Origin of the sequence: Paenibacillus litoralis (assembly GCF_046244365.1) — a bacterium.
Taxonomy (GTDB): domain Bacteria; phylum Bacillota; class Bacilli; order Paenibacillales; family NBRC-103111; genus Paenibacillus_V.
In genome coordinates this window covers 4,620,072-4,639,370 of record NZ_CP176395.1, presented here as the reverse complement: position 1 = coordinate 4,639,370, position 19,299 = coordinate 4,620,072, and the positions used below count along the sequence as shown (strand labels likewise).

At 50.8% G+C, this 19,299-nt stretch carries 14 protein-coding genes and 1 pseudogene; 13 read left to right on the top strand and 2 right to left on the bottom strand.

Translation table 11 applies throughout. From position 1 onward, the window contains the following. Nucleotides 1–245 precede the first annotated feature (245 nt). The 11 genes and pseudogenes from ACKGJP_RS19275 (at nt 246) to ACKGJP_RS19225 (ending at nt 13,687) form a co-directional block, all read left to right on the top strand. Nucleotides 246–629 (top strand): hypothetical protein, encoded by a 384-nt coding sequence (locus ACKGJP_RS19275; protein ID WP_409340444.1) that lies wholly within the window; start codon nt 246–248, stop codon nt 627–629. 23 nt (nt 630–652) lie between these two features. Beyond that, the gene (locus tag ACKGJP_RS19270; protein ID WP_409340443.1) at nt 653–967 is read left to right on the top strand and encodes a DUF4304 domain-containing protein; all 315 of its coding nucleotides are present in this window, start codon (nt 653–655) and stop codon (nt 965–967) included. Then, nucleotides 921–1,262: a hypothetical protein gene (locus ACKGJP_RS19265; protein ID WP_409340442.1), complete on the top strand. Its 342-nt coding sequence runs from the start codon at nt 921–923 to the stop codon at nt 1,260–1,262. The genes ACKGJP_RS19270 and ACKGJP_RS19265 overlap by 47 nt, the downstream gene beginning before the upstream one ends. A 260-nt stretch (nt 1,263–1,522) precedes the next feature. Beyond that, a pseudogene (locus ACKGJP_RS19260) lies at nt 1,523–1,820 on the top strand (PhzF family phenazine biosynthesis protein); the annotation flags it as partial. Nucleotides 1,821–1,954: 134 nt separating this feature from the next. After that, nucleotides 1,955–4,789, top strand: coding sequence for a sensor histidine kinase (locus tag ACKGJP_RS19255; protein ID WP_409340441.1), 2,835 nt, complete (start codon nt 1,955–1,957; stop codon nt 4,787–4,789). Between the two features lie 43 nt (nt 4,790–4,832). Next, nucleotides 4,833–6,380: a response regulator gene (locus ACKGJP_RS19250; RefSeq protein WP_409340440.1), complete on the top strand. Its 1,548-nt coding sequence runs from the start codon at nt 4,833–4,835 to the stop codon at nt 6,378–6,380. A gap of 22 nt (nt 6,381–6,402) precedes the next feature. Beyond that, a complete protein-coding gene (locus tag ACKGJP_RS19245; RefSeq protein WP_409340439.1) occupies nt 6,403–7,896 on the top strand; it encodes an ABC transporter substrate-binding protein in 1,494 nt (497 codons plus the stop codon). A 349-nt stretch (nt 7,897–8,245) separates the two neighbouring features. Beyond that, nucleotides 8,246–9,637 (top strand): extracellular solute-binding protein, encoded by a 1,392-nt coding sequence (locus ACKGJP_RS19240; protein WP_409340438.1) that lies wholly within the window; start codon nt 8,246–8,248, stop codon nt 9,635–9,637. A gap of 148 nt (nt 9,638–9,785) precedes the next feature. After that, nucleotides 9,786–10,664, top strand: a complete 879-nt coding sequence (locus ACKGJP_RS19235) for a carbohydrate ABC transporter permease (RefSeq protein WP_409340437.1) — start codon at nt 9,786–9,788, stop codon at nt 10,662–10,664. 33 nt (nt 10,665–10,697) lie between these two features. Further along, nucleotides 10,698–11,543 (top strand): carbohydrate ABC transporter permease, encoded by an 846-nt coding sequence (locus ACKGJP_RS19230; protein ID WP_409340436.1) that lies wholly within the window; start codon nt 10,698–10,700, stop codon nt 11,541–11,543. A 122-nt stretch (nt 11,544–11,665) separates the two neighbouring features. Beyond that, nucleotides 11,666–13,687, top strand: a complete 2,022-nt coding sequence (locus ACKGJP_RS19225) for a discoidin domain-containing protein (RefSeq protein ID WP_409340435.1) — start codon at nt 11,666–11,668, stop codon at nt 13,685–13,687. A gap of 133 nt (nt 13,688–13,820) precedes the next feature. Here ACKGJP_RS19225 and ACKGJP_RS19220 read toward each other — a convergent pair whose 3' ends face one another. After that, complete coding sequence (locus ACKGJP_RS19220) at nt 13,821–14,672, bottom strand: AraC family transcriptional regulator (RefSeq protein WP_409340434.1); 852 nt, start codon at nt 14,670–14,672, stop codon at nt 13,821–13,823. Nucleotides 14,673–14,823: 151 nt separating this feature from the next. On the opposite strand from ACKGJP_RS19220, the gene ACKGJP_RS19215 reads away from it, so the two are divergent. Next, entirely contained in the window at nt 14,824–16,893 is a 2,070-nt protein-coding gene (locus tag ACKGJP_RS19215; protein ID WP_409340433.1) for a beta-galactosidase, read from the top strand. A gap of 297 nt (nt 16,894–17,190) precedes the next feature. Here ACKGJP_RS19215 and ACKGJP_RS19210 read toward each other — a convergent pair whose 3' ends face one another. Next, nucleotides 17,191–18,273 carry a stalk domain-containing protein gene (locus ACKGJP_RS19210; RefSeq protein ID WP_409340432.1) on the bottom strand — a complete coding sequence of 361 codons (1,083 nt, stop codon included), beginning with the start codon at nt 18,271–18,273 and terminating at the stop codon, nt 17,191–17,193. A 174-nt stretch (nt 18,274–18,447) separates the two neighbouring features. Between ACKGJP_RS19210 and ACKGJP_RS19205 the strand changes: the two genes are divergently transcribed. Then, nucleotides 18,448–19,242 (top strand): Cof-type HAD-IIB family hydrolase, encoded by a 795-nt coding sequence (locus ACKGJP_RS19205; RefSeq protein ID WP_409340431.1) that lies wholly within the window; start codon nt 18,448–18,450, stop codon nt 19,240–19,242. The last annotated feature ends 57 nt before the right edge of the window (nt 19,243–19,299 follow it).

Here is a 19,299-nt window from a genome sequence, read left to right as displayed (position 1 = left end):
AGTGGACAACGATGCAATTGAGAACGTATGATTTTACAAATGTGAAGGTGAAGTAAAGGGCAGGATAGCAAAAAATAGGACGAATTCCTCTTTTACATCATGTATCCATAATTGGTATAATTGGCACATGAATTAGCAAGGGAGAAGTATGATGCTTGTACTTCTTCGCGGTTCACTTAAACCCGGTAAAAAGAACGGAATGCAGTTTAGTATGTTAGTATGATTGTAGCCAGAGGTGAAACTGAATGATTGACATGCAGTATATAAACGATCTTGAGGCAGAGATGGATCTAATGAAGCTTGAAGGTAATTATAATGAAATAAAATCAATCCTGCAGCAGTACCCTCAGGAACAGTGGTCATATGAAATGATTTTAGCATATGCAAGGGCACTGAATTATCTGCAAGATTATTCTGACCAGACCAATCCATTTGAGCAAGCATACGAGCTGCTGCAAAATGTTTCTGATAAGGGAATTACGGACGCTGAATGGCATTTAATTATGGCTTCTGTTAGTTTTAATCTACAGCTTTACGCTGAGGCAGTAAAACATGCTGAACAAGCAAATACTATCATAGCTGGCTGTGCTGATGATATGCTTGCGCTGTACTCACAATATGACGGCTAACGAGAGATCTTCTAGGATGGATCATGTTGCAGCAGCTCTTTAACGATATGATAAAGAAGGACGTAAAGCCGTTCCTTTCCATGCGTGGCTTCACAAAGAAGAATTTGAATTTCAATAAGATAACAGAAAGCCTCATCTACATGTTCAATTTTCAAAAATCCTCTGGCAATGCAGCGGACAATGTTATGTTTTATGTGAACTGCGGTATTTATGCAGCGGAGTTGGCACAGATACAATCGAGAGAGATTCTGACAGCACCCCTAGAAGCGGAGTGTCACTTCAGAGCAAGAATTGGAAATTGTCGAGTCTGTTCCAGATCGATTTTCAATCACTCCTGATACGAATATGGATGATTTGAGAAAAACGCTGCTAAGTGGATTAGAAGAGGTTATTCTTTTCTATGATACGATGACCAGTGCCAGATCCCTTGTTGATTATTACACTTCAGGTCCATTTTTACATCTGGGCGAAGAGAGCTTTCATTTGCTATTGCAATCCAATGATCTAGCAGCGGCTAACCATTATTTGAAAGCTTTGCAGGAAAAGTACGGAACAGAAAAGCGATGGACCATATTCGAAAATAAATACAAGACCATCTTCAATAAATACGGAGTGGAATTTAATAAGCTATAAGTCTCATAAAAACCCCATCATCCACCCAGGTGGGAGGACATTTAGTTATCAATTAGTGTCAGTGGACAAGAACATATATCAATAATAACCCGCGCCGAGCGCGGTTTTTTTTATTTTATGGTTACAACTTCTTGTCCTATCCGCAAGACAAGAAGTCGGATGGTTATCCGTAATTGTACATATAAATGATAGGTTCTCCACCAATAAACACCTGAGTTTGTACGATATATTTTATGATCTTAATAATCAGTTAACAATAAGAGATTGTGATGGAGAACAATCTCTCCGAAACAGCCTCTGCGGTCAAAGAAGAGGATGAACTTTACCGGCTACGGTGGTTCACGCCATGAGGCGAAATTGACTTATGCGGCCATGCAACGTTAGCCACAGCCTACGTGATCGCAAATTTTTATGATAAAGCTAGCGAGCGCATTCGCTTTCAAACATGAAGCGGCGAGTTAGTAGTAGTGAGAAAGGGGGATATGTACCAAACGGATTTTCCTAGCATAATGCCGGTAATTAACCGACCAGATGCTTGAAGCTCTTGGAGTCAGACCCCACTGAAGCGGTTGAAGCGAGGGTACCATCATATGTACATGGCGGAGTTATTTGGTTTTCTGAAAAAGTTGATGCCCTTTGCGGAGCGGCTGTGATAAAATGTAATACAATTAATATGTAAGCGTTTCAACAAAATGGAATATCTCTACGAGGAGCTGAATATGAGCAGCATCCGCAGCAAACTGGTCACCTTTACTTTGTTATTGGGGCTCATCGTTTTTGCGTCTACGGCAGCCGTCTCCTACTATTTGTCTTTGCAGAAGGTGGACGAGGAGAAGGCGAAGCAGCTTGCCGGCATTCAGGATCAGGCATCGCGAAACATCGCCGCCGTATTCGAGCAGGTAGAGAAAATCGCGCTCATTTTATCCGAAAACAATGATTTGCTGAACGAGGTGACCAGTCGGGGAGCCGATGCGCTGCAGGAATGGAGCCGCGTCGAGTCTATCGAAACAAACCTGTTTCGCATGAATCCGACGTTTACACCGATCATCGAATCGATTCAGCTTTCGGAAAAAAGCGGGAACGTGTACGTATCGGCCAATCCGTATTTCCTGACGTCCGACGAATGGCGAGCGCTGAACTTCTATAAGATCCCGCAGTTTTACGAAGCGATGGCCGGCCGCAGCGAGGCGTGGCTGCCTCCGCCGCTTTTTCCCGCCTCCGATTCGCAAGCTCGGCTCTCCGATCTACAAGTTGTCTTTAAAGACCGGTTCGTTTACATCAAACAATTAAACAACAATATAGCCGTAACCATTACCGTCAATTACCGCAACATGAAGGCGCTGATCGCAAGCGAGTCCGTATTCCGGTACGAGCTTCAACCCGTCCTTTCGTCCGTGAAGCAGAAGGTATATCTTGAAAGCGGCGTGGCAAATGCCGGCATCGATGACGCAGGTAACCGTTTATCCTTGGGTCCGCCGGCCAAAGGAGCGGGAACGGCGCGCTTCGGCCTCGCGGTTATCGCTTCGTCGGAGGATTCAGTAGGCACGCATGTTACGGCGGAAAATCGGCAAGCCCTACTGATAGCGGTTTTGGCGCTCATTCTGTTGACGTTTGCCGCCGTGCGGCTTTTTGCACGCGGTCTCATGCTGCCGATCGCGAAGATTAAGCAGCAAATCGAGGACGTTAAGAAGTTCGACTCTGTAAGCGCCGTACTGAATTACAAAGCAGGCCGCATCAGACCGCTCAGCTTCCGTGTTAAAATATTCGTTTTTCTTGCCGCAGTATATGTATTCGGGGCGTCCGTCCTGTTTACGATCAACTATGCTTACGCCTCCCGGCTGATTAAACACAATCTAGAACAATATTACGCGGAATACGTCTTTCAATCGAACAAATGGATGGAGGCGACGCTGCGGAGCTCGGAGCAGGTATTGAATACGGTAGTCAGCGACAGCAAGCTTCAGCAATACTTTACCGCGGCCGGCAGCACCGACGAAATGCGTAACGAATTCAAAAAGTTTTTCTCCTACCGGCATGTCCTCAGCAAAAATATTAACTACATTAACTTATATGATAGCCGCGGCGAGCTGCTCTTTTCCACAGTAAACAGCTTTTTGAACGAAGGCCCGATTCAAACGCGGAACGTTTACCCCTCTCTGCAGCAAACATCAGGCGAAACCATCTATGTGAACGAAAATAAAGATCCTTTCGGGGATCATGTCATAACCGCCGCCAAAAAGATTTACGGGCTCGGCAGCAGTCCTCGCATTATTGGCTATTATATGTTCGCCGTCAACGAACGCGAGCTGGAAATTATGAACAACAGCTTCGGCCTCTCATCCCTCGATTTTCTTATAACGGAGTCGAATGGAATAGTCATCTACAGCAAAAACAAAGAGCTCGTCGGCAAGCCGTGGCCGAATTACTGGACCGTCACCGTCGATGGGAACGCGATGTCGGTGCAGAAGATCGACGGCCGCAACGCCGTCGTCATGCATGAATCGATGAACAAAACGAACTGGACGTTCATCAGCGTCATCGATTCGGCCGAAACATTCCGCGGGGCGAAAGATGTGCTGCTCGTAAACGGGTTTGCCTTGCTCGTCGTTCTCCTTACTTTGTTCGCTTTCATTTATTTCATGTCGAGACAGATCGCGAGGCCGATGCAGGAATTGAACCGTCACATCCGAGTTGTCATTGACAATAAATTCGAGAAGACGACAGTGCCGGTGTTTGCGGAGAAGGACGAAATCGGCGAGCTGGCCGCACATATCCGCGCGATGATTCATAAAATCCAGGAGCAGATGAATTACATATACGACGTAGAGGTACGTAACCGGGAAATTCAGCTTGACTATAAAAAAGCGGAGCTATCCAGTTTGCTGCAGCAATTAAGCCCCCATTTTCTGTATAACACACTGGAAACGATCCGATGGATGTCGATGGAAATGACGAACGGCGAAAATAAAGTGACCCGAATCATACGCGCGCTATCCGTCTACCTGCGCTCAGGCGTACATGCCGGTACGCGCATGATTACGGTTAAAGAGGAACTGGCCCATGTGCGCGCTTATCTCTATATCCAGCAAATTCGCTTAGGCGGAAAATTACAGGTTAAATGGGTGATAGAAGACGGCTTGGAGCATGTGCCGATCGTCCGTTTCGTGCTACAGCCGATTGTCGAGAACGCACTCATGCACGGGATCGACGGGATAGAGACGCAAGCGTACCTGCTGATCTGTGCCGCGAAGAAGGGCGAGAAGCTCGTTATCGACGTAACCGATAACGGAGCCGGTATCGAACCGGAACGGTTGGAAGAGATTCACGCGGACATGAAGGATGAATCGGCCGGGGAAAGCGTCGGGCTTCGAAACATAAGCAGAAGGCTCGCTCTGCTGTACGGCGAGGAGGCATCCTTGCGTATCGAAAGCGTTTCGGGCTGCTGGACGCGCGTCAGATTGGAGCTTCCGTTGAAGCGGGACGAGGATTACGGGCAGATTACGCAGACGGCGGCCGGACATGAATAACAAGAGAAAATATGCCTGAAATCAAAGGAATGCGGGGGATTGCATGTATTCGGTTATGCTTGTGGACGATGAAGCTGTGTTGCGCAGCGGAATGCGCACGTTCATTCCGTGGCGGGAGCTGGGCTTTCAAGTAACGGCTGAAGCGGAGAACGGCGCTAAAGCGCTGGACCGCATCCTGCAGGGCGATATCGATGTCGTATTTCTCGATATCCGAATGCCGCGCATGTCCGGAATCGACCTGCTGGAGGAGCTGGCGAAGCGTGAGCCGAATGTGATTCCCGTCGTGCTGAGCGGCTATGACAATTTCGAATATGCCCGTGCCGCGGTTAAGTACAAAGCGGCTGAATATTTGCTGAAGCCGGTCGACATGGACGAGCTCGTTCCTCTTATGCGAAACATTCGCGGACAGCTGGACCGACGGAAGCGGCAAGAAGCCGAAGAACTTCAATTGCGGCGCCAGATGCTCGAATCCGTACTGCATAAACTTGCCGGGGAGCAAGCGGGGTTAAGCGAAGATAGCAGAGACAGCTTCGTCCGCCATTTCGCGGGATATAAACTTCGGATTGTGGCCATTGCGGGAATCGGTCCCGATTTGGGTTCATTTAAGAAAACGGCGGCGGAACGGCTGACGGAAATTTTAGGGGCCGATATGACGGTTTGTGCGGTTAGTCGACATTTTGGACTGCTTCTTGCCTCTGTCCAAATGGACGCCCCCCATCCGATAAATATCGGGGTTCGTATCGTAGAAAAGGAAGAGTTGCTCGCGAACATTGCGGACAACGCGGCGGAAACGGTTGCCGTCGGACCGTTGTTGACAGCGGAGGATTGGATCGTTTATGTTCGTTCCGCCATCGAAACGGGCTATCTGGAACGGAAGCTGTTCTATGCTTCGGGAAAGGTGATGCAGCTTGAGTTGCCCATTCCTTCCTGCACGCGCCGCAGGCTCGAACCAGATGATAAGCTGGGGACAGCCGTAACGGAGGGGATTCGGAGGAATGATTTGCAGCGTATCCGGCAGTCGATGTCCGATTTATACTTTTCTCTGCAAGCGAATCCTCAATACGATCCGGACAGCGTCCGCCGTATTTACGAAAGGCTTTTGAGCTGTGCCGCTGAAGCAGCGGCGGTCGCGGGAGGACGCTCGTTTACGGAGGAAAACCCCGGTCTCGGCTTGTCCGAACGCTTACCGACACTTTCCGTTCTGCATCGCGACATGATGCGCCGGTTCGAGGAAATCGCCGATCGATTGGCTGCCGCGGCCAAAGATAAAAAACGCAGAATCGTTATGGAAACGAAGCGATTTGTGAACGAACGGCTTGCCGAGCCGATTTTGCTTGCCGAAATTGCTTATAAATATTCGATCTCCCAAGAATATTTGTCGGTGCTGTTCAAGAAAGAGGAAGGCGTCAACTTCCATGTTTATTTGAGGGATATTCGGATGAAGCGGGCGATGGAGCTCATGGCGGCGGATTGCACGTTAAAAATATACGAGCTTGCGCAGCAGGTGGGCTATAGCGATCCTCGTCATTTCTCCAAAGTGTTCAAGGAAAGTACGGGGATGACGCCCAAGCAATACGTGGAATCTCTGTAACGGCTGAAGGGAGAGAGGGACGATGCGCGGATGGAAGAACAGGAGTCGCGAAGCGCGGCTGGGGATCATTTTCCTTACGGTTGCGATGTTCGCATCCGCTTGTAGGGACAGCGCTCCGCTTCAGGAGGGCATGAAGAAGGAGGAAGGCGGGGCCTCCAGCCATGGAACGCCTCTGACCGCTTCGGATCTGGCTTACCGGCGTGACAAAGTCAAGCTAGTTTGGGTCGGTTACAATATGCTTTCCGGAGGGAAGAAAGACGCGATTTTGGCTCGCTGGCACGACAAGTATCCGAATATCGAAGTCGTCTATAAAGATTTTCCCGCCGAGCCGCCTTCATACTCGCAAGCGCTAAACGGAGCGTTCTCTTCGAACGAAACGATGGACGTGCTGCTGTTATCCCATGAGGAGGTGCTGCCGCGTGCGCAGAACGGCCAGCTTCATGAGCTTGACAGCATGGCGCTTCAGGCGAACGACAGCATCGACGCCATATTCGGCGGCAAGCTTAGAAGCATACAACTGGGCGGCTACAACTATCAGCTCCCATACACGTTAAACGTCGAAATGCTGTATTACAACAAAGATTTGTTCGATTCGAAAGGCGTGCCTTATCCGAACGAGCATACGACTTTCGAGGAGCTCGTTTCCATGGCGAAACGGCTCCAGGAAGGATCGGGCAGCGATAAAGTATGGGGGTATATAGGCAAAAATCCCTTGCAGCCGGCGCTCAATGCGGGTTGGAGCTGGATGAAGGACGTTCGGTCGCCGAGCATTGCCGATACCCGCGTCCGTAAATCGCTTGAACTCCATAAGGAGCTGTTCGATTCGGGCGCCAGCCCGAGTTATCTTCAGCTGCGGCTGGATAAGCTGAAAGCTTCCGTTTTATTTGCGGAGGGTAAAGCGGCAATGATGGTCGAGAATTGGTGGCCGCAGGTTTTTTGGAGCATGCAGAAGTATAACAGCGGCACGCTTGATCCGGATGAGCCCGGCTTCCGTTACGATATTACCTTCCTTCCTCGTTACGATGAGACCTCCACGCCTAAACGGCAGGAAGTATTGCCCGGCTGGGGGTACTCGGTTAATGCCCGAACGAAGCATCCGCTCGAAGCGTATATGTTCGCGAAGTTTCTATCGACGGAAATCCCCGATCTGAACGGGCATATACCGGCCGACAAAACAGCGGATATGTCGTTGTACAATCAAATTTTCAATACGTTTATTGATAAAAACAACGTTAAGCATACCGGGCTGTATCCCGAATCATACCTGCGCAAGCTTAAGCGCGTGATGGAGGAAACCGTTCCGATTGAGGGGGAAGTTCCGCCGGACAAAACTAGCGCTCAGCTGTTAACGGATATGAAGGAAGCGTTCAATCGGGAAACCGACCGTTATTTCGCGGGGAGGATCACCGTCGATGAGCTGATGGAGCGGGTTCAAGCATTTGCCGATGAGGAAGCTGCTAATGCGGGAGCGCCAGCGGAATCGACAGATAAAACGAAAAACGACAAGGTATGGTAACAAGATGCCGAGTCGTTTTTTTCATCCCTTTTGATAAGGACATCTGCGATATCGAAGGGTGGGGATCTCCTCGTTGCATGGCGGTGAAGTTTGCCGCTCTTAGTTAATTCCACACACATTTTATTAGTTTTACCACATAGGAAAGCGATTTCATAAAAACTACAATGATATCAAGCCCGACAGTCGGGCGAACATTATGAGAACGGATCGTATCATGATTTTGCCGTAATGCCAGAGGAAAGGGGCGGACCGCATGAACAAAAGGAGGGGTATCACAACCGGACATTGAGGGCGATTGTGTACTGAGAAATTGATTTTGTCAAAATTACGATTGGGGAGGAATCACCGTATGTTTCGTAAAATGCTGCTGGCTTGTACCGCATTCGCTTTGGTGTACTTAACCGCTTGCTCCGGAAACGGCGGAAGCGGAAATGCCGGAAATCAATCGGACAAACCGGCAAACGCATCAGCAGCCGCAACCGGCAAGGATGAAAAGGTTTCGATTACTTATTGGGTGGATCCGCGCTTCCAAAGGATCAAAGGGATGGAGAAGGAGACCGAGAACTTCGGCGATTTTGAGAAAATTCAAGCGAAGAAATTTATGGAGAAATATCCGAACGTGAAGATCGACGTTCAATCGGTTACATGGGACGATTTACCGAAAAAAATTCCGGCGGCTGTAGCTGCCGGCACACCGCCTGACATTTTGCGCGATTACCTCGGCAGGACTGCACAGTACGCGCACCAAGGCGTTCTCGAAAACTTGGAAACGCTCTTGCCGAAGGAGGAGCTTGACGATTATATCCCGTCTTACATGCAGCTGTATACGATCGACGGGCACCTTCATGCGCTTCCGTCCTATGCCTGGGCGAGCGGTCTAGTCGTCAATAAATCGATCTGGAAGAGTAAAGGAAAAGAAAGCATGCTGCCGACCAAAGAAAATCCATACTGGACGATCGAACAATTCGATCAAGCCATGCGTGCCGTAGCCGAGAAAGACAAGGTGTACCCGTTCGGTATTCAAGTTGCCGTTCCGCAAGGCGATCATGGATTGTACAGCTATTTCTGGGCATTCGGCGCCAAGTTGTTCAAGGACGGCGATTACAGCAAAGTAGCGCTTAATAGTCCCGAAGGTCTGAAGGCGCTTGAATATTTGGTCAAAATGAAGGACGACGGTCTTCTGCAGCCTAGCGCGGTTACGGCCAAAGTGGCCGATATCGACCTATTGTTCTGGCAAAGCCAGTTGGGCGCCCAAGGCGATACGCTCGGCCAGTGGTCGAAGCTTGACAATGCGAAGACGGAAGGCAAAGTGAAGGGCAATGTCGAGCTTGCCATGGTACAGCTCCCGAGTGCTCAGGGCGTCAAAAACGGCGTACCGGTCGGTCCGACTGGCCTCGCCGTATTCAAACAAAAAGACGAAACGAAGAAAAAATGGATCGGCGAATTTCTAAAGTTCCTGAACAGTACGGAGTACCAGAAAACATACGCAATAAACGCCGGGCAATTTCCAGTCAAAAAATCAGCCGGCAGTCCGCTTCAAGACGATCCAAACTATGGCGTCCTGCAAAAAATCATTCAGGAACGCGGCGTCGAGGACCTCGGCTTGACCGTTCCGAAATATGCGGAAATCCGTGTGCTGCTTCAACCTGAAATTCAAGCGGCGCTGCTTAAGGCCAAGACGCCGGCGCAGGCGCTCGCCGATTATGAGAAGGCGGCCAACAAAATTTTATCCGGCAAGTAACCGGCACGATCGACAATTGGAGCGAAAGCCGCGGCCATACGGGAAGTCCTAACGAACAGTTGACTCCACTTTCAGCTGCGCCGTGAGAGACTTGGCATCAAATGCCAGGCAGCGGCTTTGCTGCTCCGTTAAGGGGGGGACAAAGGAAATGAACCTGATCCGTCAAATCGTCAAAGCGAGGTGGGCTTATTTCTTCCTGCTTCCCGCTTATTTCTTTTTCGTCATTTTTACTTTCGTTCCAATCCTGCGCGGGCTAAGCTTCAGCTTCTATGACGTGAAACTGAGCGGGAAAACTTGGGTGGGGCTCGGCAACTTCGAGAAGCTGTACAACGACGCGGCATTCTGGAAGTCGCTTACGAATACGGTCCTCATCGTATTGGGTGTCGTACCTGCAGGACTCGTGCTGTCGCTAGGCATTGCGGTACTCGTATTTCCGTTGAGCCGCTGGCTGCAGACGTTCTACCGAATGGCATTCTATCTGCCGGTCGTGGCAAGCGGAGTCGTGCTTTCGATGGTATGGATTTGGATTCTGCATCCGACCTATGGACTGCTCAATTACCTCATCGGCTTGTTCGGCATCGAGCCGGTAGCTTGGCTGGGCACGCCGGGCAAAGCGCTTATGTCGATCATTACGGTCGTCGTCACCTTTATTATCGGGCAGCCGATCATTTTGTTCCTCGCGGCGCTTGGCGGCATTCCTTCCGATTTGTACGAATCGGCGATGATCGACGGGGCGAATGCCTGGAAGCGGTTTATACGCATTACGCTGCCGCTTCTGAAGCCGACGACGCTGTTCGTCGTCGTGACCAAGACGATAGCGGTGTTTCAGGTGTTCGTCGTCATCCTGCTGCTCACGGGCGGCGGACCGGCCAACAGCACGCAGACGATCGTGTTCCGCATTTATCAGACCGCATTCGACTTTTTCAATTTCGGCTATGCATCCGCGCTTGGGGTTGTCCTGCTGGCAATCGTCTGTTTAATTACTTGGATCAATTTCCGTTTGCTTGGCAGAGATACCGAATACTGATCCGGAGCGTCGGTCTAGGAAGGGGGGGATAGAATGAAAACGATGCACTTGAGCAGGTCCGAAACGATGCTGCGCGCGGGCGGACTGCTGCTATTGACTATAATGACGGTTATTACCCTCATGCCGCTGTATTGGATGATTACAGGCTCGTTCAAGATTATGTCGGACACGATGAAGATGCCTCCGGAATGGTTCCCCGCCGCTCCGACGATGGAAAACTACCGCATCCTGTTCGTGAGCAATCCGACGCTGAAATGGCTGTTGAACAGCGTGATCGTTGCCGGAAGCGCCGCGCTCGGCGCCATCCTCACAAGCGCGCTGGCCGGATACGCCTTCGGCAAGAAGATGTTCCCCGGACGCACTCTGTTATTCTGGTGCATGCTGGTAACGATGATGCTGCCGAACGAGGTGATGCTCATCCCGCGTTTTCTGCTGATCGCCGAGCTTGGCTGGATGAACACGTATTCGGGACTGATTGTGCCGTTTCTCGCATACCCGTTCGGCATTTTCCTCGTTAAGCAATTCATGTCGTCGATACCGAACGAGCTGCTGGAGGCGGCCAAAATCGACGGAGCCGGCGAAATCCGGATTTTCTCGACGATCGTACTGCCAATCGCCAAACCGGCGATCGGGGCGGTCGGCATTTTCGCCTTCGTCGCGGTATGGAACGAATATTTGTGGCAGCTGGTCGTCGTCGATCAGAAGGAAATGCTGACGCTCCCCCTCGGCGTCTCCAAGCTGGCGTACGGTTTGACGACGGTTCATTTGGGGCTTGCTATGGCGGGCGGTACGGCGGCATTTTTGCCGATGCTGCTGTTTTTCCTGGCGTTTCAAAGATTTTTCGTCAAAGGCATTACTGTGGGCGCGCTCAAAGGATAAGGACAATGACGCATATCGATTTCCTTAATGAACATATCGTGGACCTGGAATGGTGGCAGCCAACTAGCTCGACCTTTCCAGGAACAACTGGACCGCATTCCATTAATTGGAGGTTTTGTGGTATGAAAAGGAAAACAAATGTCACGTACGCAAGCCGGCTGCTACTGTGCTTCGTTATGGCTATCGGCCTGATCCTGTCCCGGTCTCAGCCGGCTTCGGCGATCTCCAGTAAGACCGAGCCTGACATCATCGTCGCATCCGGTATCCCGGGAACGTCGAATACGTATTTTCCTTCGATGGAGCGGTTAGCAGACGGAACTCTGTTCGTCGTCTATTACTCCGCCAGCGCCCACGAGGCAACGAACGGCAAAATCATGAAAACGGTAAGTGCAGACAACGGACAAACGTGGTCGACCTCCGTCACGATAATTGATACGCTGGAAGACGACCGCGACCCGTCGGTCATGCAGATGAACGACGGCACGCTGCTCGTGTCCTGGTTTACCTTCAACAATACGACGACGGCCCGGCAAGTCCGGACGGCGCGGAGCACGGACGGCGGAGCGACGTGGAGCAGTCCGGTCACGGTCGGCACAAGCCTGGCTTCTTACTCGGCCGTCACATCGAAGGCGGTCGAGCTGAGCAACGGCGATCTGCTCCTGCCGATCTACGGTACTATCGTAAACCGGCAAGAAATGCCGCGCTCTACCGCGGTTCGAAGCACGGACGGCGGCTTGACCTGGAACGCTTCGACGGAGGTATTGCTGGCCGAGCCGATTCCGGCGCAAAACATCGGCTTCGTCGAGCCGGTCATCGTTGACCTTGGAAGCGGACATCTGTACAGCCTGCATCGTACGTTGAGAGAATACGATAATTATCACGCATGGGAAAGCCACTCGTATGACAACGGCTTTACGTGGACACAGGCGGCGCGAACGTCGATGAAGGCGCACTGCTCCGATTTGTTGCTGCTGAGCGGAGGTCTTCTTTTGCACACGTGGGGGGATCGGAGCTTTGCTTTTTCAGGCGGCAGACCGGTGGTAGGCAAGGCGATTCCGGTCGGAGACGACTGGGATGATTGGCAAACGGTAGGCATCTACAAAAATGGGAGCGTAGGGGATATGAGCTACCCGAGCGCGGTCGAACTGCCGGACGGGACCATATTCATAGTGTATTACGATGCATCGCGCGGCTTTATCGGCGGGACGTATGCGACCGTGGAGGAGCTGTCCAAGCAAGATCCGCATGACCGATTGGATTTGATGTCCCTTTATGCGAGCGGCGCCGTGCAGATCGACACGGACTTGACGTGGACGACGGCCAGCCATCCGGTGACGGGCATTACGGGTGCGATCGACGGCAGCTTTTCGTACTGGAATAGCTCGTTCCGTGGCTCGAAGGCTCCGCCCGCGGCGCATTACGAGCTGAGTTTCCAAGACCCGGTAACGATTCGGGCGGTCGGCATCAACATGAGGCCCGACTATACGATGAGCGGTACGGTTTCCTATTCGAACGATGGAACGTCCTGGACGACGCTGCGAACGTATACGAACGTCGTACAAAACAGCGGCGAGTTCGACATGATCGAGCCGACCGCGCCTGTCACGGCGAAGCATGTCCGGGTCGAGATTACGTCGTCGAGCCAATGGGCCGGACTGACGGAGATCGCCTTGTTCGGGACGCTGCAGCCTCCTAGTCCCGGCACAAAAATCGACTTGCTTTCGCTGTACAACGCCAACCAGCTCCAGATCGATACCGACATGACCTATACCGCATCATCCCGCCCGGGGCTCGGCGTAACGGGCGCGATCGACGGCAATTCATCCTACTGGTATTCCTCCACCCGCAATTCGTCCGCACCTCCGTCAGCGCATTATACCGTTTCGCTTGGCAGTACGAAGCAATTGAAGGCGGTAGGCGTCAATTTGAAGCCGGGTTATGCCGAGGATGCGGTCGTATCGGTCTCGGCGGACGGTACGACGTGGATCCCCGTAGCAACTTATTCAGACGCCGTCCATCAAGACGGAACGATCGACATCACCCGGTTTGCGGCGCCGATGGCGGCCGCTTACGTCAAGGTGGAGATTACCAAGTCCGCAGGATGGGCTTTGTTAAACGAGCTAGAGTTGTATGAAGCTTCTTAAGTAGAGCTCGAATGATAGAAAAGAGAAGGGCCGGGTATCCGATGATGAATCGGACCCGGTTCTGTTGCGTGTGCCGTTTTGTCCCGGTGGAACGGGAGGATGCGCCCCACTGGTATTGTTTGCAGCACGTTTCCTACGAGTGAGAATGCTTTGACTTGCGGTATTGTTTCGGTGTCTTACCGTACGTTAGTTTGAACATCCGAATGAAATAGCTAGTATCCATACCGATCTGCTGAGCGACAGTCTCAACGGCGATTCCCGGATCCTCTTGCAGCAATTGGGTGGACCAGCGCATCCGGAGCTGCAGAATATATTGCTGCGGCGTCATCCTGTAATAGTCTACGAACAGGCGGCGAAAATGCTGCACGGAGTAGCCCACTGCTCTAGCGACATTCGACAGGAGCAGCCGCTCATTGAAATGATCGTGGATAAGCTTGATGGCCGCTTGAAGAGCGGGATGCGGTTGTCCCGCGGGGAAGACGCTTTTCGGTACCGGTTTGCTTGTAGCCTGGCCCTCCAACAGGGTCAGCATCAAATCGTACAACCGCTTTGACGCTCCCCAATAAGCCTTTTCCCCATTGAGACTAATCAGATGCCAAAGAGCCTCCAACTGATCCCAGAGAACTGCGAAATTCGGCGTTTCCAGTGCTCTCATCAGCAGATGGCTTATTTGCTCGAGCATGGGGAGGGCAGCTTTGCCTTGAAAAGCGACAAAACCCAAATCCCAGACATCATCCGGCCAATCCGGAAAGTAAGAGTGAGGCACGCTGGCGGGCAGGATCAGTACGGTTCCGGGCATCAGGACCAAGTCGCGCCGACCTTCAATGCGAAATGTGCCCCTTCCGCTTCTGGACAGAAACAGCTGATGGGCCGGATAGCCGTTCTTTCGCACGAGATGCTTTTGTTCGTGACTCCCCACACAACAAACGTAAAGCGGAAGAGTATTCTCCATATTGGCGAATTCGGCAAGAAGGAAAGGCATCATGTTCTATAACCACCATGTTCAAATTGGAGGATTTTTCGGTCGTTCTTTGCTATTAGTATAAGTCCTGCTTGGTTTATGATCAAATCAGATGAGCGATCAACCCGATAATCGAAAAGACCCTAAAAAACCATTACTAAAGGAGACATGTACTATGGCAAGTAAGTTTCCGCCCATCAGCAGCAAGCTGCCGGTCTTTATGCACGGGGCCGATTATAATCCGGATCAATGGCTTCACGACCCGCAAGTGTTGGCCGAAGATATCCGCTTAATGAAGCTGGCAAATTGCAACGTGATGTCTGTGGGCATTTTTTCCTGGGTGGCACTCGAGCCGGAAGAAGGGACCTTTGAATTCGGGTGGCTGGATCGTGTCCTGGATACCTTTGATCAGAACGGGATTTATGTCTGGCTGGCTACGCCGAGCGGTGCCCGTCCTGCTTGGATGTCGCAAAAATATCCGGAGGTGCTTCGTGTCGGGGCAAACCGCGTCCGGAATTTGCACGGCTTGCGGCACAATCATTGCTATACGTCCCCGGTATACCGCGAGAAAGTGACGATCATGAACACACGTCTCGCCGAACGATATGGGCAGCACCCCGCCGTCGTAGGATGGCATATTTCGAACGAATACGGCGGCGAATGTCATTGCGACTATTGCCAGACGGCGTTCCGCAATTGGCTGAAGGCGAAATATGGCTCGCTGGATGCGTTGAACCGAGCGTGGTGGGCGACTTTCTGGAGTCATACCTATACCGACTGGGAGCAGATCGAGTCTCCAGCACCGCATGGCGAGAAGATGGTTCACGGTTTGAACCTGGACTGGAGACGCTTCGTTTCCGATCAGACGGTGGATTTTTACAAGCATGAGATTGCGCCGCTTAAGGCCGCCAATCCTGATTTGCCGTGTACGACGAATTTGATGTACCAGTTCTACGATCTCGACTACCGGAAGTTCGCAGACACTCTGGACGTGGTCTCCTGGGATGCGTACCCGACTTGGCATGAAGCGGCTTCGGACGGTAATATCGCGTCATGGTTCGCGTTTAACCACGACTTGTTCCGGTCCTTGAAGAAAAAGCCTTTCATGCTGATGGAAAGCACGCCGAGCCTGACGAACTGGCAGGCCGTGAGCAAGCTGAAGCGGCCGGGCATGCACCGTCTCTCTTCGCTGCAGGCTGTAGCGCACGGCTCGGATTCGGTCCAATATTTTCAATGGCGTAAAAGCCGCGGCTCCAGCGAGAAATTTCACGGCGCCGTGATCGACCATGTCGGTCACGAGAACACACGTGTTTTCCGAGACGTTCAGGAGCTAGGCCAGTCGCTTGCTGGTCTTGGCGATCTGATAGGGATGCCGGTCCCGGCGGAAACGGCCATCCTGTTCGACTGGGACAACCGTTGGGCGGTGAACGACGCGCAGGGACCGAGAAATTCGGGGCTTCATTACGAGCAGACTATTATGCAGCATTACCGGGCCTTCTGGGAAATGGGAGTACCTACAGATATCGTCGGCTCCGGTGATGATTTCGATGCGACGTATAAGCTTCTCGTGCTCCCGATGGCATACTTGCTGCGGGAAGAGACCGGAGAAAAGATCGAGCGGTTCGTCCGGAACGGAGGCACTTTGGTTGTTACTTTTTGGTCAGGGATTGTCGACGAGAACGATCTTTGCCATCTGGGCGGATTCCCTGGTCCGCTGCGCAGGACGGTCGGCATTTGGGCGGAGGAAATCGAGGGGCTGTACGATCACGACCGCAATGCTCTTGTACCAGCCGATGGCAATGCGCTGGGATTGACCCGCAAGTACGAAGTCCGCGAAATATGCGAACGGATCCATTCCGAAGGTGCAGAAGTTCTTGCCGTATACGAGGACGATTTTTACGCCGGCAATCCGGTATTAACTGTCAACCGGCTTGGACAGGGAGAAGCGTATTACCTCGCGGCTCGAGTAAACGACCCCGCTTTCTATCAGGATTTCTACGGCAAAATCGTCGAAAAAGCCGGTGCGAGGAAGACAATCGATGCCAGCTTGCCTGCCGGGGTAACCGCCCAGATTCGCAGTGACGGCGGCCGCGATTATGTGTTTCTGCTCAATTTCTCGGGCAAGGAGGTTGCCGTTCAGCTCGATGGCCGCAACTATGAAGATGCCGAAACCGGCGAGACGGTCGGCCGGCAGGTGGAGTTACCCGTAAATGGCGTCCGGATTTTGCGGCGGGAAGTGGTTTGATCGAGCCCGGAGTCACTATTGTCCGGCGACACAAAGACATAGAGCCTTTCACTTAAACACGTTTGCTCAATAATCACCTTTAAGGTTGCCGATATGGCAGCCTTTTCTTCCAAACGTTATCTTAATCTAATTGTTGTAATATGTGGGAATTAAGGATTCTGGAAGCAGGTTAAAGAATGGAGATATTTACCTGACGAACACTAGATTAAGCGCTTAAATAACACATTCTGCACCTAATGAATAAAAAAAGCCATGAAATTCAACGGAGATTGAATTTCATGGCTGCATAGAAAGCATTTATCTTCTTGGGTAAAAGCCGACAAAAGCTTTTGTGTTGAAATCGAACACGACTGTCAAAGGTCCAATCAGCTCATCTTGGTCCGTGTTGTAAGTAACCGTCACAAAGTTGCCGTTCGCAGCTTGAACTTCTGCAAACAATTTTTTCTGCTCGGCTGTGGGAGCAAATACGTTAACCACTTTAGAAGAAACAATGTGAACAGTTGCTTCATCTTGCTTCGTCGTAATATGGGACGCTTGCACATTCACTTGCGCCCATGCCAAGTTGCGGTATTCCTGCGCCGTCTCTGGCGACATTTTCAGTTCGCCTGTAACTGGCGCTTTAGCCTGAACAACTAGGAGGAAAACAGGGCTTTGAGGAGGGAGGCTTTTCGTCTCGAATGGACCATAGTAGGCTATTACTTTCGTGCCGGCTTTCAGTTCCTCCCAATTTACGGACTCGCCTTGAGACGTCATGACGCGAGTTTCCTTACCTGCGTTCAGTACCAAAGAGTCGCCTAATTGAACTTGCCAGCCGTCATCCGTATGTTTCACTTCTTTGATTGTATCTTCTTTGATCGCACGATCTGCGTGAACGTTAATACTTACGGCTTGCGCTTGGCCCGGGAAGCTCATCGCCATGGTCGGTCCGAACTCCGCATCGATTTGTGTGCCGGCTTTCAAATCGGCAAGGGTTAGCGTTTTGCCGTCTAGGCTTTTAATCGCTGTCGATTGGTCTACAGTCAAAATGACCCATGTGCTGCCGAGGAGCTCGATACGGTATTTCCCGTCTTCTTTAGCCTGCACGTTTACGATTACACCGGATGCACGCATCAAGTCAGCCGCTTCGTCAAGCTCGATTTCTTTGTTGGCTTCATCGTAATTTACAGTATACCCCAGCTTAGCAGCAGCATCGCGCACCGGGATATACGCTTTTCCATCGATATAGACAGGCGTAAGCTTACTGTCTTGTCCGTTAACAAGAACCTTTACATCTTTTTGTAAGAAACCTATAACCTTTTCTACAAAATCTTCAGCTCCGACAGCGGCCGTCGTGCCGAGTATCCCAGCCAAAGTTAATAATACCGTTAGTTTCTTTTCCATACCATAAAGCTCCTTCCCAATCTGATATTGTGCGTCAATCATGTTGACAATCCATCAGACGAATATCGGTTCGAATAGGTTGCAGGTGTCCAAAATTATGACTTTTCGGTTGACGACACCTTTATTAAATAGTATTATTCTCCCAATTTAGCTTATTTTGAGGGGAGGATACAGATGTCTACTATTCAGGCAATTGTACTGGACTTGGACGGAACCTTGCTCGGCAGTGATAAATCGATATCCCCTAGGAATTATCAGGCTGTTAAAAGATGCTTTGATTCTGGAATTCATATTATTATTGCCACGGCGAGGCCGCCTAGAGCGGCTAGTCATTTTTTGAAGAAGTTCCCTTTTGTAGACTACATGGTTTATTATAACGGTGCTTTAGTTACATACAAATCTAAGCAAAATGAGCGGCACATTAGTATCCCTATGGAGATTAGCCAACAGATTATCAAATTTATCGAGTTACGAATACCTCAATCGATAATCTCATACGAGGTTAATGATTCATGGTATACGTGTAGACCAGTTCCCGACTCCCAATGCGCTCCATTAGGTATCCGCTCGAATGACCCGAAACCCCAGGTTGTTGATAAAGATTATATTAGTTCACTTTCCCCGACCAAAATATTGGTACTAGGTTATAACACGTGGAGGGATATTATCGAACATTTCGGTGAGCATGTGAACGTAATCGCAACCGATGGAGGAGTATTGGTTCAAATCATGCATAAATCAGCATCAAAGGAAGATGCCGTGCAATGGGTGTTAAACGAAATCGGGGTAACATCTGAAAATGTAATGGTATTGGGGGATGACTTTAACGATCTAGGACTGTTCCATATGTGTGGATTTCCGATTGCAATGGGAAACGCGATATTGGAACTAAAGAATTGTGCAGCCCACGTAACCGATTCAAATGATAATGATGGTGTTGCTGTTGCACTTGAGAAATTTGTGCTGTGAATCACAAGCTGATACTGATTGAACTGGGTACGATTGCATAGGGTTTGCCAAGCCGCG